The organism is Nocardioides sp. (assembly GCF_964229035.1).
GTDB lineage: Bacteria > Actinomycetota > Actinomycetes > Propionibacteriales > Nocardioidaceae > Nocardioides.
This window is the reverse complement of record NZ_CAXRAZ010000044.1, coordinates 123552-138538: the sequence shown is the minus strand read 5'-3', so window position 1 is coordinate 138538 and position 14987 is coordinate 123552. Positions and strand designations below refer to the sequence as shown.

16 protein-coding genes are annotated in these 14987 nt (G+C 72.8%); 7 read left to right on the top strand and 9 right to left on the bottom strand.

What is annotated here, in order from left to right; translation table 11 throughout:
- Nucleotides 1-107 precede the first annotated feature (107 nt).
- Together ACERUN_RS14455 and ACERUN_RS14450 are read right to left on the bottom strand one after the other, a co-directional pair.
- Nucleotides 108-788 carry an FkbM family methyltransferase gene (locus ACERUN_RS14455; RefSeq protein WP_370290726.1) on the bottom strand — a complete coding sequence of 227 codons (681 nt, stop codon included), beginning with the start codon at nt 786-788 and terminating at the stop codon, nt 108-110.
- Entirely contained in the window at nt 785-1885 is a 1101-nt protein-coding gene (locus ACERUN_RS14450; RefSeq protein WP_370290725.1) for a glycosyltransferase family 4 protein, read from the bottom strand. Before ACERUN_RS14450 ends, ACERUN_RS14455 begins: the two co-directional genes overlap by 4 nt.
- 325 nt (nt 1886-2210) lie before the next feature.
- Here ACERUN_RS14450 and ACERUN_RS14445 point away from each other — a divergent pair, with 325 nt between their 5' ends.
- Nucleotides 2211-3374, top strand: coding sequence for a hypothetical protein (locus ACERUN_RS14445; protein ID WP_370290724.1), 1164 nt, complete (start codon nt 2211-2213; stop codon nt 3372-3374).
- 129 nt (nt 3375-3503) lie between these two features.
- Here ACERUN_RS14445 and ACERUN_RS14440 read toward each other — a convergent pair whose 3' ends face one another.
- From ACERUN_RS14440 to ACERUN_RS14410, 7 genes are all read right to left on the bottom strand, one after another.
- Nucleotides 3504-4484 carry a class I SAM-dependent methyltransferase gene (locus tag ACERUN_RS14440; protein ID WP_370290723.1) on the bottom strand — a complete coding sequence of 327 codons (981 nt, stop codon included), beginning with the start codon at nt 4482-4484 and terminating at the stop codon, nt 3504-3506.
- The gene (locus ACERUN_RS14435; protein ID WP_370290722.1) at nt 4481-5275 is read right to left on the bottom strand and encodes an SDR family NAD(P)-dependent oxidoreductase; all 795 of its coding nucleotides are present in this window, start codon (nt 5273-5275) and stop codon (nt 4481-4483) included. Before ACERUN_RS14435 ends, ACERUN_RS14440 begins: the two co-directional genes overlap by 4 nt.
- The gene (locus ACERUN_RS14430) at nt 5272-6666 is read right to left on the bottom strand and encodes a class I adenylate-forming enzyme family protein (protein WP_370290721.1); all 1395 of its coding nucleotides are present in this window, start codon (nt 6664-6666) and stop codon (nt 5272-5274) included. The genes ACERUN_RS14435 and ACERUN_RS14430 overlap by 4 nt, the downstream gene beginning before the upstream one ends.
- A 16-nt stretch (nt 6667-6682) precedes the next feature.
- Nucleotides 6683-7348: a serine O-acetyltransferase gene (locus ACERUN_RS14425; protein ID WP_370290720.1), complete on the bottom strand. Its 666-nt coding sequence runs from the start codon at nt 7346-7348 to the stop codon at nt 6683-6685.
- Complete coding sequence (locus ACERUN_RS14420; protein WP_370290719.1) at nt 7345-8196, bottom strand: cyclopropane-fatty-acyl-phospholipid synthase family protein; 852 nt, start codon at nt 8194-8196, stop codon at nt 7345-7347. Before ACERUN_RS14420 ends, ACERUN_RS14425 begins: the two co-directional genes overlap by 4 nt.
- A gap of 8 nt (nt 8197-8204) precedes the next feature.
- Nucleotides 8205-8465, bottom strand: coding sequence for a hypothetical protein (locus tag ACERUN_RS14415; protein ID WP_370290718.1), 261 nt, complete (start codon nt 8463-8465; stop codon nt 8205-8207).
- 348 nt (nt 8466-8813) lie between these two features.
- The gene (locus ACERUN_RS14410) at nt 8814-10235 is read right to left on the bottom strand and encodes a polysaccharide biosynthesis tyrosine autokinase (protein WP_370290716.1); all 1422 of its coding nucleotides are present in this window, start codon (nt 10233-10235) and stop codon (nt 8814-8816) included.
- A gap of 89 nt (nt 10236-10324) precedes the next feature.
- Here ACERUN_RS14410 and ACERUN_RS14405 point away from each other — a divergent pair, with 89 nt between their 5' ends.
- From ACERUN_RS14405 to ACERUN_RS14380, 6 genes are all read left to right on the top strand, one after another.
- Entirely contained in the window at nt 10325-12151 is a 1827-nt protein-coding gene (locus ACERUN_RS14405; RefSeq protein WP_370290714.1) for a DUF4012 domain-containing protein, read from the top strand.
- A 97-nt stretch (nt 12152-12248) separates the two neighbouring features.
- Entirely contained in the window at nt 12249-12326 is a 78-nt protein-coding gene (locus ACERUN_RS14400) for a putative leader peptide (protein ID WP_370290728.1), read from the top strand.
- Nucleotides 12327-12515: 189 nt separating this feature from the next.
- Nucleotides 12516-13364, top strand: a complete 849-nt coding sequence (locus ACERUN_RS14395) for a sulfurtransferase (RefSeq protein ID WP_370290713.1) — start codon at nt 12516-12518, stop codon at nt 13362-13364.
- Between the two features lie 3 nt (nt 13365-13367).
- Complete coding sequence (locus ACERUN_RS14390; protein ID WP_370290710.1) at nt 13368-13676, top strand: DUF1416 domain-containing protein; 309 nt, start codon at nt 13368-13370, stop codon at nt 13674-13676.
- 100 nt (nt 13677-13776) lie between these two features.
- A complete protein-coding gene (locus ACERUN_RS14385) occupies nt 13777-14262 on the top strand; it encodes a thioredoxin family protein (protein WP_370290709.1) in 486 nt (161 codons plus the stop codon).
- 26 nt (nt 14263-14288) lie between these two features.
- Complete coding sequence (locus ACERUN_RS14380; protein ID WP_370290708.1) at nt 14289-14762, top strand: DUF4395 domain-containing protein; 474 nt, start codon at nt 14289-14291, stop codon at nt 14760-14762.
- Nucleotides 14763-14987 lie beyond the last annotated feature (225 nt).

Sequence of the window (14987 nt, the reverse complement as noted above, 5' to 3'; positions counted from 1 at the left end):
GGGGCGGTGGGCCCCCCCCCCGCAACACCCAGCCGCCGGACGCCGGACGCCGGACGCCGGCCGTCGCCTGCGTGCCGCGACGTGCCGCGACGGCGGGCGGGTGGGGATCAGGCGCGGGTGAAGATGTAGTTGAGGCCCTCGATCTGCAGGAGGGTGTAGCCCGCGCGCTGGAGGAGGCGGGTGGAGGCGATGACGCGGCGGATGCGGTGGTCGTCGAACTCCACGCACAGGCAGCGGGGGAGGATGCCGTCGGCGAGCATCGAGCGCAGGACGTCGTGCTCGGCGCCCTCGATGTCGAGCTTGAGGATGTCGAGGGGGGCGCCGTCGAGGCCGGCGTCGGCGATGAGGTCCTTGACCGTCATCACCGGGAAGGACTGCGAGCCGGTGGTGCCGACCGAGGCGGTGGCGGTGCCGCCGATCATCCACGACTCGGCGAAGGTGGAGTCCTGTGCGAACTCGATCTCGCCGGTCGAGGTCCACACGCCGACGGGGCGCACCTCGAGGACGTCGCGGTACTGCTCGAGGTAGGCGACCGAGTCCGGGGTGGGGTCGGCGGTGACGACGTGGAAGCCGAGGCGCGCCAGCTCGAGGTCGAAGGTGACGTCGGTGCCGGCGCCCACGCAGAGAGCGGTGCCGGGCGGGGTGACGTCGTCGGGGATCCACCAGCCGCCGTAGTAGGTGCCGAGGCGCACCATGTGCGGCGGGCGCAGCGGGCGCAGGAGGTTCTCGAGGAAGAAGATCCGCAGCTTGATGCTGACCTTCAGCAGCGTCACCTTCAGCGCGTTCACCGTGCGCCCCCCTTCCGCAAGGTGCGCACCCGCCACTCGACCTGGTCGCGGATGTTGCGGGCCCAGCCGTCGGAGGTGATGCGCGAGCCGAGAGCACGGCTCACGTGCGACATGGCGCCGAGCGCTGCGTCGTCCTGGGCGGCGACGCGACCCATCGCGACGGCGAGCGCGTCGATGTCGTCGCCGGGCACGGTCCAGCCGTTCTGGCCGTCCTGCACGTACATGGGGGCGGCGCCGACGAAGTAGGTCGACACGATCGGCAGTGCGCTCACGGCACCCTCGTGCAGCACCACCCCGTAGGGCTCCTCGCGCGAGGGCACCACCAGGCAGGAGGCGGTGCGCATCAGCTTCGCGACGTCCGCGGGCTGTTGGAAGCCGTGCATCGTGACGCCGTCGATGCCCTCGAAGGACGACGCCAGCGGGCCGATGCCCACCACCGACAGCTCCCACGGGGTGCTCCCCGAGCCGGCGGACGACGCCCGGTACCGGCGGTAGGCCTCGGCGAGCACGGCGGCGCCCTTGTGCTCGACGAGGCGCAGGCAGGCGATGAAGCGGGCCCGCTCGCGCAGCTCGGTGCCCTCGACGGGCTCGGAGCCGAAGAGCTCGGTGTCGGCCGACAGGGAGCCGCGGATCACGTCGCCCTCGCCGAAGCCGAGGCGGCGGGCGAAGAACTCGGTGCGATCGCTCGGCACCATCACGGCGTCGTAGAGCGAGCGCACCCACCACGGCGCGACCGCGCGCCCCACCCACTGCTTGGGGGTGTTGCGCCACACGTTGTCCATCCACAGCACCTTGAGGGTGCCGGCGGGCAGGGCCTTGAGGGCGGCCCGGAAGTAGGGCAGGTGCCAGGAGTGCACCAGCACGGCGTCCGGGGCGAAGGCGCGCAGCCGGGCGGCGATGGCCTCACCGTCAGGTTCCTGCGGCAGCTCGTGCAGCTCGGCGTAGGCCGGCACGGTGGCGGTGGTGAAGGCGGTGTCGGGGGTCGTGGCGTGGGTGATCACGAGCACCTCGACGCCGAGGCGGGTGAGTGCCTTGAAGGCGGCGTCGTTGTAGCCGGTCCACCCCATCGCGAGGACGGCGACGCGCATGCTGCTCATGCGCCGCGGTCGGGGAGAGGGGTCACGTCGCGGCGGCGGGCGGGCGGCGGGTTCATGGCGGTACCTCCGTGGCCAGGAGCGGGCAGGGGGAGGCCCGCGGGCCGCACGTTACACCGCGGGCGGTCGGTCCCGAGGTGGGATCGGCCGGTGGGACGAAGGCCTCGCGCGGCCTGCCGCACGGGGCGGGCGGTCGGCGTCTCGCGACGTCCACGGCCTCCTCGGCGCGGGCCGAGCCGCCTCTAGGCTGTGCCCCGCCGGGCGCCGTCCGGCCGCTGCGCGGTGCTCTCGTCACCGCGCGACGTCTGCGCCCCCCAGCGGAGGACACATGCCCGCCGTCACCGTGCTCGTCGACCCGGACCCAGCCGGCCACCACCTGCAGGCGGTGGCGAATGTGGCGCGCGTGGCCGCCGAGACCGGCCCGGTGGTGCTGCTGACCCTCCAGGGCGTGAAGGAGTGGCCCTCCTACGAGGCCTACCTCGGCGACCTCGACTTCCCGCTCGAGGTGCGGGAGGTCTTCGACGACCGGAAGATGTCGTCGCAGGCGATGATCGACGCCGTCGCCGACCTGCGCACCGAGCTCGCCCGCACGGGCGGCACCGTGAGCACGGTGGCGCTCATGGACGCCGACCAGGCGCTCAAGGACTGGTTCTGGCGCGGCCGGCGCAACCGCCGCCGGCTCTTCGGGCCGCGGGTGTCCGGACGCGTCGTCCTCATGCTCACGCGCTACCCGGCGCGGGCGCGGCTCACCGACCCCTGGCTCTACAAGCTCAAGCTGCCCAAGGCGCTGCTCACCGCGCTCGCGCTGGTCACCGGCGCCGCCCAGCGGGTGGTGGGTTTCGCCGGCCGCGACGACCTCAGTGCCGGTGCGCTGGTCAAGCGCCTGCGCGACCCCGACGTGTGCGAGGCGCACTCGCGCGACCGGGTCGCCCTGCGCGAGCGCCACGGCCTCCCTGTCGACCGGCGGATCGTCGGCGTGTTCGGCGTGATCAGCGAGCGCCGCAACGTGCCGCTGATCTGGGAGTCGATGCAGGCCGCCGGCGTGGACGCCGACCTGCTGCTCGCCGGCGCCCAGGACGACGACGTGCGGGCGTGGGTCGAGGCCACGGCCGCTGCGAACCCCGGCAGGGTGCACATCTTCGACGCCTTCTTGCCCAACCAGCTGATCGACGAGCTCGTGGCGGCCAGCGATGTCGCTCCCATCGCGCTCACCAACAACGGGCCCAGCGGCATCATGGGCAAGGCGATCGCCGCCGGGGTGCCGGTGGTGACGGCGGGGTCCGTCGTCCGCGCGGCGGAGGTGAAGGCCGCCGGCTGCGGCGTGGCGGCCGAGCTCACCCCCGCCAGCCTCGGCGCTGCGATCAAGCAGGTGCTGGCCTCCGAGGGCACCTGGGAGAGCCGCATCCCGCCCGCCACCCCCGAGGAGTTCGCGCGCAACCTCCTCGGCGTCGACGCCGACGGTCGCGTCAGCAGCACCCCCTTCCGCGCCTGAGTCCACCCGGACCGCACCGGGTCGGGCGGCGCGATCGGCGGCGGGCGTCGGGCGGCGCGTCGTCCACGCGGACGACAGCGGCCGGCCCCCGAGGTTCGGGGACCGGCCACTCTGATCGCTGGACGACGCTCAGCTGGTGCGGCGCAGCCAGAGGGACGACGGGGGGTTGGGGTCCTGCGCCAGCGGCGTGTAGTCGCTGAAGCGGCGCGTCAGGAACGCCTCGTCGTGGTGGCGCAGCATCGGGGTCGACAGCTCGATGTCGAAGGCGGAGTTGAAGGCCAGGAACGTCTGCACGGCCATCGCCTCGTTCCAGTAGACCGGCCACCGCTCGCCGAAGAGCCAGAAGTCGGCGGGGAAGGGCCCGTTGTACGGGAAGTGGACGTCGTGGATGTGCACGATCACGCCCGGCTTGACCTGCGGCAGCACCTCGAGCAGCAGGTAGGCGACGTCGGAGTCGATCTTGAAGGCGTGCGAGGAGTCGATGAACAGCACGTCGCCGGCCTCGAGCTCGGCGAAGCGGGCCACCGGCACGTTCTGCACGAAGTCCTCGATGAGGGCGACGTCGTCAATCGTGCGCAGCGCGTCGTAGGGGTAGGGCTCGACGCAGGTGATGCTCATGGGCGAGCCCTCGGCGGCGTTGGCCTTGCCGGCGAGGCTGGCGTAGTAGGTCGAGAGCCCGGAGCCGACCTCGAGGTAGCGCTTCGGCTTCTCCTCGCGCAGCGTGTAGTAGAGGGTGCGCGAGTCGAAGCGGGGGTAGCCGGGCCCGAAGCCGCGCTGCTGGTTCTCGTCCCAGGAGCCGGCGACACGGCGGTAGTCGGCCTCCCACTTCTGCTCCAGGTCGCCGAGGCGGGTGCGCAGCTTGTCGATGTCGATGTCGAGGCCGGCCAGGCCGCTGGGGCGGTCCCAGCGCTCGCGGGTCTTCTCGATCTCCTCGAGCACCGGCAGCACGGAGTAGTAGTCGTCGTGCTTGACGATGTTGTAGCCGACCTTGGCCGCCACCTTGCGGGCGAGGCGCACCTTGGCCTTGCGGTAGCCGAAGACGATGCGGTCGAGGAACTCAACGATGAAGCGCGGCAGGAACTTCGCCGCCTTCTGCTTGGCGCTGCTCATGAGGTGAGTCCTCCGTCCACGACGATGACCTGTCCGGTCAGGTACGAGTTGGCCGGGTCGACCAGGAACTGGACGACGCGGGCGATGTCGGCCGGCTCGCCGAGGCGACCGGCCGGGGTGCGGCGCACGATCTGCTGCAGCTGGGCCTCGTCGAGGCCGTGGCTCATCTCGGTGCGCAGGTAGCCCGGGGCCACGCTGTTCACGGTGATGCCCCGCGAGCCGAGCTCGCGGGCCAGCGCGCGGGTGAGGCCGTCCATCGCCGCCTGGGTGGCGCTGTAGACGGCGAGGCCGCGGTAGCCGGAAAGTCCGACGATGGAGGAGATGTTGACGATCGACCCCGAGCGGCGCGCCAGCATGCGGCGGCTCACCAGGCGGCTCACGTAGAGCGTGCCCTTGAGGTTGAGGTCGATCACGGTGTCGAGGTCGTCGTCGCTGGTCATGCCGAGGATGCCGTCGCGGGCGACGCCGGCGTTGTTGACGAGCACGTCGACCTTGCCCCAGCGGTCGATGATCGCGTCGACGTAGGCCTTCGCGTCGTCCGGCTTCGACAGGTCGGCCTCGATGAAGAGGAAGTGGTCGGGGTGGCTCTTCGCCCACGCGTCGGTGGCCGGGGTGGCGCTGCGCGAGCACGTGGCGACGCGCTCGCCGGCGTCCAGGAACGCCTGGACGATCCCGGCGCCGAGGCCGCGGCTACCGCCGGTGATCGCGATGACGCGCGGCTGGGCCTCGGGGGCCTCGGGGGCCTCGGGGGCCTCGGGAACACTGCGGGCGTCGGAGGGGTCGGTGGTCATCTGGAGCCTTCCTGCTGGGGGGTGGCACGGAGGATCTTGGCGCCCTTGGTGGGCAGGTCGTCGACGAATCTCACGCTGCGCGGTCGCGAGGCGGCCACGAGGTCGGCGCAGGCCTCGGTGATGTCGGCGCGCACGCGGTCCTTGTCGGCACCCGGGGCGAGGACGACGTCCACCGCGACGATCGCGCCGGTGAGCGCGTTGGGGCGACCCCACACGCGCGCCAGCGCCACGCCCTCGACGGCGCTGATGCGCTCCTCGACGGGCAGCGGGTGCACCTTGACGCCGCCGACGTTGATGACCTCGCTGGAGCGGCCGCGGAACTGGATGCGATCGCCCACGACCTCGACGAGGTCGCCGGTGGCACGCCAGCCGTCGGGGTCCTCCACGGGCGGCTCGCCGTGGTAGCCGAGCATGCCGACGCGCGAGCGCACCCACAGCTCGCCGTCGACGATGCGCATGGCGATGTCGGCGTCCTCGCCGCGCTCGAGCACCTCGGTGGAGAGCCCGGCGCGGCCGTCCTTCACCGAGCCGCTGGAGCCGAACTCCGAGGCGGCGTAGACCTGCGAGATGTTGGCGTCGGGGAACGCGCGGGTCAGGTGGCCGAGCAGGGGGCCGGGGATGGCCTCGCCGCCGAGCGTGATCTGGCGCAGCGACGGCAGCACGCCGCCGTCGTTGGCGGCCTCAGCGAGCAGGAAGCGCCAGTAGGTGGGGGTGGCGGAGGCGTGGGTGACGCCGAGCTCGCGCAGTGCCCGCAGGCCCTCGCGCGGGGCGCGGGGGATGGGCGCCACGAGCGTGGCGCCGCTCGCCATGGTGTGCAGCAGGATCTGCAGGCCGGCGAACTGGTGCAGGCCGTAGGCCAGCAGCCACCGCTGCTCGTCGCCGACCACCTGCACGCGCCGCACGCTGCGCACCAGCCGCGACCAGTCGTGACGCACGCCGCGGGGGGCGCCGGTGGTGCCGGTGGTGAGCACCAGGTGCGGGCGGGCGGTGGGGGGCTCGGGCAGCGCTGCTTCCCGCTCGGTCGTGGACGACGTCCAGCCGGTGTGGTCGACCACGCGCAGGCCCTCGGGGGCGCTCGCGCGGACCTCGCGGTCGCCGCTGAGCAGCACCTCGTGCTCCATGCGCGCGGCGAGGTCGGCCACCGCGCCCGGCTCGGCGGGCGGGTACTGGCACACCTCGACGCCGAGGCTCGAGGCGGCCGCCAGCAGCGCGATGATGCGCGCGGCGTCGCCGTCGAAGGTCGCCACGCGGGTGGCGCCGAGCTCGCGCAGGTGCGCTCCCGTGGCCTCGGCCCGCGCGACGAGCTCGGCGTAGGTGACGGCCTCGTCGTGGGTCAGCACGGCGAGGCGGGCCGGGTCCGCCTCGGCGGCCCGGCGCAGCAGCTCGATCACGGCGTCGTCCCGCGGATCACTTGTCGGCCGGCTTGGCGGCGGTCGCCGCCGGCGCCGAGTCGCGCATGCCCACGCGCCGTGCCGGGTTGCCGAGCACCACGGTGTCGGGCGGCACGTCGGAGAGCACCACGGAGTTGGCGCCCACGGTGGCGTTGCGCCCCACGGTCACCCCGCCCACGAGCACCGCGTGGGCGCCGATCACGGCGCCGTCCTCGATGGTCGGGAACTGCTGCTCGCGCCCGTGGCTGTCGTCGTAGTACTTCGCCGCGAGCACCACGCCGCTGGCGAGGGTGACGTCGCTGCCGATGCGCGCGCCGTAGCCCATGGTGACGCCGACCGGGTGCATGAGCCGCAGGCCGGGGCCCACCTCCATGCCGGCGCCGAAGTCGGCGCCGATGAGCACGTTGCCCAGGCTGCGCAGGCCCTCGGCCAGGCGCGGGTGGCCGGAGCGGAACAGGCACTGCTGCGCGCGCAGGAGGATCGAGGCGATCACGCCGGGCACGAACGGCAGGCGCACGAGCACGCCGAGCCAGCTGCCGCGGCTGCCGGGGCGCAGGCCCGCGACGTCGCTGAACACCAGCTGCGAGAAGCTCAGCGCACGCGAGGCCGAGCCGACGTCCTGCTGGCGCTCGGGCTGGGCGGGCTGGCTGGGCTGGGCCGGCTGGGCGCTGTCGGTGCTCATCCGACCTTCTCCGCGGCGAAGATGCCGTAGCCGAGGGTGCGGTCGTCCCACAGCCGCTCGAGGATCTCCAGCGAGCGCACGAACACGTCGAGCTCGTCGGGGCCGATCAGCTCGAGGACGGCGTCGCGGTGCTGCTCGGCGTTGGCCCGCCAGGCCGCGAAGGTCGGGCGGGTCTCCTCGGAGATGTCGCGCTGGGTGAGCACCTTCAGGCCGTGCTTCTCCGCGTGCGCGGCGTACAGGTCGAGGGGGTCCATGCGAGCCGCGCCGAAGCCGGCGCGCAGCACGGCGAACTCCTCGCGGCGCTCGCGCAGCTCGCGGAAGCCGATCTCGCGGCGGCGGATGATGTCGCACAGCACGAGGCGCCCACCGGGGCGCAGCACGCGGGAGGCTTCGCTGATCAGGGCCTCGCGGTCGGGCATGAGGTGGGAGGCCTCGAGCACCCACACGCGGTCGAACGAGGCGTCGGGCAGGCCGTTGTCGGTGCCGTCGCGCTGCTCGAAGCTGCCGGGCAGGCCGGCGGCGGCGAAGCGTGCCGTGGCGGCCTCGATGCCCACCGCGCTCGGCGTGATGCCGAGCAGGTCGACACCGTGGTCGCGCACCAGCCGGCTGGCGGGGCCGCCGGTGCCGCACCCGACGTCCAGCACCCGCAGGGGAGCGCCGTCGGTGCCCTCGGGGCCGGCCTCGGTGAGCCCGCCGACCTCGATCATCAGCGAGGTCAGCCGGTCGCTGGCCTCGGCGAGCGGGTCGGAGGGGGCATCGAAGACGCCGTAGTGCAGGTCGTCGCCCATGAGCAGGGCCCACGCCCGCGTGACGCGGTCGTAGTGCTCTGCGGGCTCGTAGTCGACCACCGCCGCGCTCAGGCGGTCTCGGCGGCGGCGTCGTCCGCGCCGTAGTGGTCCAGCACCTCGCGGAGGGTCTGGGGCAGCACGTCGGCGGTGCTGAACGGGTCGTTGCCCAGCTCGTCCTCGAGGAGGGCGGAGAGCTCGGCGGTCTCGAGGGAGTCGAGGCCGACGCCGTCGGCGTAGAGGGGGGCGTCGAGGTCGGCGGAGGCGTCCTTGTTGATCCGGGTCAGGAAGTCGCGGACGAGGGTCTCGGCAGTGCTGCGGGGGGACGGCACGTGGTCACTTCGCTTTCTTGGCTCTTCGATGCTGGTGTCGCGAGATCACAGTCTCAACGACGGTGAGCGCGCGGGGCGACGGATCAGATCGCACCAATTGGTGCGGGTTTCACCAGCGCCCCCAGCAGGGCGGGACGGCCCGGGGCCGCGGCCACAGGATAGGGGCCCCAGTGGTCGCTGTGAGGGCCGGTCCACCAACGTTTTTCGTCGTTTTTCCGGGGAAAAGCGACGAAAAGTGTTGGTAGACGGCCCACCGCGGCGTCCGGCCGATGCCCGCCTGCACGAACCGACACGGCCCGACCGCGCGGTGCGCGATCGGGCCGTGGGGGGTGACGGGGGGTGGTTCCGCTAGGCGGAGCGGCGACGGGTGCCTCCGCGGTTCTTGTCGTCGACCTTCTCCGCCTTGCCGCGAGGGCCGGCCACGGGGGCGGTCTCCTCGTAGTAGTAGTAGTAATACGCGCCGATCGCGCGGCGGGCGACCATGTTGACAACCACGCCGTAGAGCCGGCCGCCCACTTGGCCGAGGCGGTTGATGGCCTCCTCGAGCTGGTCCTTGGTGGTGTGGGCGTGGCGCACGACCACGATCACGCCGTCGGCGACCTGGGCGAGCACCGAGGCGTCGGCCACCGGCAGCAGCGGCGGGGCGTCGATGATGACCATGTCGTAGCTGGCGCGCAGGCGGTTGATGAGGTCCTGGGTGATCTTCGACTGCAGGATCTCGGTGGGGTTCGGCGGCTTGGCGCCGCTGGCCAGCACGTGCAGGCCGCTGGGCTCGTGCACCTGGATGGCGTCGTGGATCTCGGTCTTGCCCACCAGCGCGGTGGTCAGGCCCACCGCGGGGTCGAGGCCGAGCGTGCTCGCCACCCGAGGACGACGCAGGTCGGCGTCGATGATGAGCGTGTTGCGGCCGGTCTGGGCCAGGGCCACGGCGAGGTTGGTGGCCGTGGTGGTCTTGCCCTCGCCGGGCACCGAGCTGGTGACCACGAGGCAGCGCGGCGGGTGGTCGAGGTCGATGAACTGCAGGTTGGTGCGCAGCAGGCGGAACGCCTCGGTGCGCGCCGCGAAGCCGCCGAGGTCGGTGAGCACCGGCGAGGAGCGGATGTCGGACTCGTAGCCGATGCTGGCGAGCACGGGCGACTCGGTGAGCTCGGCGACGTGGTCGGCGGTGCGGATGGTGCGGTCGAGCAGGTCGCGCACCACCGCGAGGGCGATGCCGAGCAGCGTGCCGACGATCGCGGCCACCACGAGGTTGAGGACGACGCGCGGGCTGACCTGCCCGGCGTTGAAGGACGGCGCGTCGATGACGCGCACGTTGACCTCCGCCGAGCCGGTGCCCGAGGTCTCGAGGGTGCGGATGTAGCTGATGAACTGCTGGGTGACCGCGTCGTTGATGCGCTGGGCCTGGCGGGCGTTGTCGTCCCTCACCGAGAGCTCGATGAGGGAGGTCGTGTCGACCACCTCGGCGCTGATGTGCTTCGAGAGCTCCTCGGGCGTCATCTGCAGGTCGAGCTCGTCGACCACGCGCTTGGCGAGCTCGGTGCTGCTCGCGACCTCGGCGTAGGAGCCGGCGCGGTTCGAGGCGAACAGGAGCGCGGTGTAGGGGTCGGAGTCGCTGCTGACGCCGACGGTGAGGAACACCTGTGAGGTCGACTCGTACTGCGGCGTCTGCGTGAATGTCAGCGCGGAGGCGAGCCCGAGCGCGACCAGCACCATGGAGGCCACGCTCATCCAGCGTCGCCGGAGCACCGACAGGAACTGCTTGAAGTCCACGGCTCACCTTCGTTGTCCTGGGGGGAGGCGGCATGCGCCACCACGGCGAATCCTAAGGCAAGCGCGGTGCGCTGATAGCGTTGCCCACCATGTCGCCCGAGGTGCGCCGGCGTCGTCGACGCAGCCCGTCGCGCCGGGCAGTGCACAAGGTGCGCACCTGGTTCGCCGAGGCCGACCGCCGCGCTCGGCGTCGTCTGGTGCTCGGCGGGCTGGCCGCGCTGGTGGTGGTCACCGCGGGCTGGACGCTGTGGTCGGCCGCCCGCGACCTCTCCTCGGCGCAGAACAACGCGACGATCCTGCGCGCCCAGCTGGTGCGCGGCGACGCGGCTGGCGCCCAGCGCTCCCTCGCCGACCTTCAGGACGACGCCCGCGGGGCCCGCGAGCGCACCCGCAGCGGCATCTGGCGACTGCTCTCGGCCATCCCCGCCCTGGGTGACGACCTGCGCGCCACGCGCGACGGGGCCGCCGTCCTCGATGACATCGCTGAGCGCGGCCTGCCGCCCCTGGTGGACGCCGCGAGCGTGGTGTCGGCCGACACCTTCCGGCCCCGCGACGGGCGGATGCCGCTGGCGGCGGCCGAGTCGCTGGCGGCGCCGGTGGAGCGCAGCCGGCGCGAGTTCACCGCCGCCGCGCGGCGTCTCGACGCGCTCGACCTCGGCGGCACGATCGGCCCGCTGCGCGGTCGGTTGGAGGCCTTCCGCAGCCAGGTGGACGAGGCGGTGGCCACCCTCGACGCCACCTCCCGCGCCGCGCGGCTGCTGCCGTCGATGCTCGGCGGCGAGGGCCCCCGCACCTACCTACTGGTGCTGCAGAACAACGCGGAGCAGCGCAGCGGCGGCGGCCTGCCCGGCGCGCTCACACTGGTGCGCACGAACGACGGCCGCCTGCGCATCGACGGTCAGGGCGACACCGCCGACCTCGGCCGCGGCGACGTCGGCATCCGGCTGAACCGGGCCGAGCGGGTGCTCTTCGGCGACGTCCTGGCCGACGTGTCGGTCAACGCGAACCTCACGCCCGACGTGCCGCGGGCCGCGCAGATCCTGCGCGCCCGGTGGGAGTCGCTGGATCGCCCGCGCCTCGACGGCATGGTGTTCGTCGACCCGGTGGCAGTGTCGTACCTGCTGGAGGGCACGGGCCCGGTGGCGGTGCCCGGCTACGCGCCGGTCAGCGCCGACACGCTCGTCGCCTCGGTCGAGAACACCATCTACCGCACCACGCAGGACCGCGCGGCCCAGAGCGCCTACCAGCAGGCGGTGGCCGCGGCGGTGTTCGACGCCTTCACCGGGGGGCAGGGCGACACCGCCACCGTGCTCTCGGGTCTCGTGCGCGGCGTGGCCGAGGGGCGGGTGCGGCTGCACAGCTTCATCGACCGCGACCAGCGGCTGCTCGCTGGCACGCGCGTGGCCGGCGAGCTGGGCCGCGCCGACGCCTCCCCGCGGCTCGGCGTCTACGTCAACGACGCCGGCCCCTCCAAGCTCAGCTACTACCTCGACTACCAGGGGCAGGTGCTGGCACGCAGCTGCACGGCCGGTCGCCAGCGCATCACCTCCACCGTCGACTTCACCGCCGACACCCCGGCCGACATCGCCGCGCTGCCGCCGTCCATCACGGGCGCCGGCCTGCCCGACCAGCGCGCACCGGTGGCGGGCGACCAGGTCGTCGTCCTCTACGTGGCGGCGCCGAGCGGCGGCGACTTCACCCGCGTGCAGCTCGACGGGCAGCGGTTGACGCCGCAGGTCGTGGAGCTCGAGGGTCGGCCCTTCCTCAGGCTGGGCCTCAGCTTCGAGCCGCGTCAGCGCCACCGGCTGCGCTTCGAGGTGCTCAGCGGTCAAGGGCAGACCGGTCCGGTGCGCCTCGAGGTCACGCCGCCGGCGGCGGAGGGCGATGCCGGCGACGTCTCGGTGAGCGCCTGCTGAGCGTGAACCAGGACGTTCGTCTCGGAATGCGGGCACGCGTCTCGCGATCCGGGACTCGCGGAGGGGTGCCTGCCGCCGCTGCCCTAGTCTCGACATCGTGACCACCACCCTGCTGCTGACCAAGCGGCGCGCAGTCGACAACTGCCGCGTCTCGTCAGCGCTGTGTCGTCACTGACGGCGATCGCCTGCTGAGGCCCGCCGGCCGTCCCCTCTCCGCGCTTCCCGCGCCCGTGGACGACGCCCGCCTCCCGCCCGCCGCGATCCGCCCGGCCCCGCGTCGTCCATGCGCCCTGTGCTGTGCCCGACGCCCCGGCCCCACCTCTGTTCGCACCGCATCAGCAAACAACCGAGAAGGAACCCCAACATGAGCCGCGAGAACTCACTCGTCTCCGCCCAGTGGGTCGAGGACAACCTCGACAACCCCAAGATCGTGCTCGTCGAGGTCGACGAGGACACCTCGGCCTACGACAAGGGCCACATCAAGGGCGCCATCAAGCTCGACTGGACCACCGACCTGCAGGACCAGGTCCGCCGCGACTTCGTGAACAAGGCCCAGTTCGAGGCCCTGCTCTCCGACCGCGGCATCGCCAACGACGACACCGTCGTGCTCTACGGCGGCAACAACAACTGGTTCGCCGCCTACGCCTACTGGTACTTCAAGCTCTACGGCCACACCGACGTCAAGCTGCTCGACGGTGGTCGCAAGAAGTGGGAGCTCGACAGCCGCGAGCTCGTCTCCGAGCTGCCGAACCGCGAGAAGACCTCCTACACCGCGCAGGAGCAGGACGCCTCGATCCGCGCCTACCGCGACGAGGTCGTGGCCGCCATCGGCACCCAGAACCTCGTCGACGTGCGCAGCCCCGACGAGTTCGCGGGCCGCCTCCTCGCCCCGGCCCACCTCCCGCAGGAGCAGGCCCAGCGCGCCGGCCACATCCCCACCGCCGCCAACGTGCCGTGGAGCAAGGCCGCGAACGACGACGGCACCTTCAAGTCCGACGAGGAGCTGAAGGAGATCTACACCGAGGCCGGCGTCGACTGGAACAAGGACACCATCGCCTACTGCCGCATCGGCGAGCGCTCCTCGCACACCTGGTTCGTGCTCAAGGAGCTGCTCGGCCAGGACAACGTGAAGAACTACGACGGTTCGTGGACCGAGTACGGCTCCCTCGTGGGCGTGCCCGTCGTCCTCGGCGACGAGCCCGGAGAGGCCTGAGCCATGTGCGGAGCAACCGTGGGAGGTCTCTCCCTCGACGGCGTCAACGTCGCCAAGGAGGCCGTGATCCAGGGCCAGGTCCTGCGCGGCACCGGTGACGACGCCACGCCGGTGGCGGGTGCCTACGTGCGCCTGCTCGACCGCAGCGGCGAGTTCACCGCCGAGGTGCCCACCTCGGCCACCGGCCACTTCCGGTTCTTCGCCGGCGACGGCCAGTGGACCCTGCGCACCCTCGCCCCCAAGGCCGAGCCGGTCGACCGCGTCGTGCACGCGCAGACCGGCGAGGTCGCCGAGGTCCAGATCAGCATCTGACGCTGCTCTGAGCCTCACCCCTGATGCGGTGCTGCCGGCTCCCTGAGACCCGCCCCACACGGCGGAATCAGGGGGCCGGCGCCCATCGTTGGAGACAGACGTGACCGGACTGCTCATCCTTGTGCTCGCCCTCGCCGCGGCCACCGCCTTCGGGCTGTACCGCCGGCGGGTCGACGGCCGCTTCGCCGCGTCCGCGGCCCCGGCCGTGGTCGCAGGCACCGTGGACGACGCGCAGCCCGCCGCCTCCGAAGCCCCGGCCGGGCCGGACGCCCACAGCGTCTGGTCGCAGGTCGAATCCGCGCTCCCCGGCGTCGAGCCGGGTCGCAGCGCCACCCTCGTGCAGTTCTCGAGCGCCTTCTGCGCGCCGTGCCGCACCACCCGCGTGGTGCTGGCCGACGTGGCCGAGAAGGTCGACGGCGTCGTCCACGTGGAGGTGGACGCCGAGAAGCACCTCGACCTCGTGCGCGCCCTCGACGTGCGGCGCACCCCCACCACCCTCGTGCTCGACGCTCGGGGCGTCGAGATCACTCGCGCCGCCGGCGCACCCCGTCGCGAGCAGGTGCTCGCGGCCCTCCCCGCCCTCTGATCCGCTGCCCGCCTAGGAGATCGACGATGAGCACCGCCACCTCGCAGCCCACGCAGGCCGGCCGCCCGGCGGGCATCGACCCCCGCGGCCCCCGCTTCACCGCCTCGATCACCCTCGTGGTCTTCGCGGTCGCCCTCCTCATCAGCGGCTCCGCGCCGGAGGCGGCGGCCGTGATCACCGGCGTCCAGGCCGTGCTCTTCGCGATCGGTGCCGGACTCGGCGTCCAGAAGACGCCCACGGGTCTGCTGTTCCGCTCGCTCGTGCGCCCGCGCCTGAACCCGCCGTCCGAGCTCGAGGACCCCACGCCGCCCCGCTTCGCGCAGGCCGTCGGCCTGGTCTTCGCCGTCGTCGCCACCATCGGCTTCGCCACGGGCGCCGTGCTGCTCGGCCAGATCTTCGCCGGCTTCGCCCTGATCGCGGCCTTCCTCAACGCCGTCTTCGCGTTCTGCCTCGGCTGCGAGATGTACCTGCTCGGCCTGCGGGTCGCCAAGCGCGCCTGACTCAGTCCCCTCAGGCCGGGCGCGGCCCACATTGCGCTCACATTGCGTTGGGTTCCGTCGATTCCGAGACGCCGATGCGTTGCTCGCTCCACGCTCGTCGCGTTCTGCTCCCGAACGTGAAGCTGGTGTCGTGTGTTCGCCCTCCCCCCAAGCGCTCGCCGCCGTGGTGTCTCCTCGTGGACGGCGGCCGCGCTCGCCTCAGTAGTCGTTGCCGCCGGTCTGGCT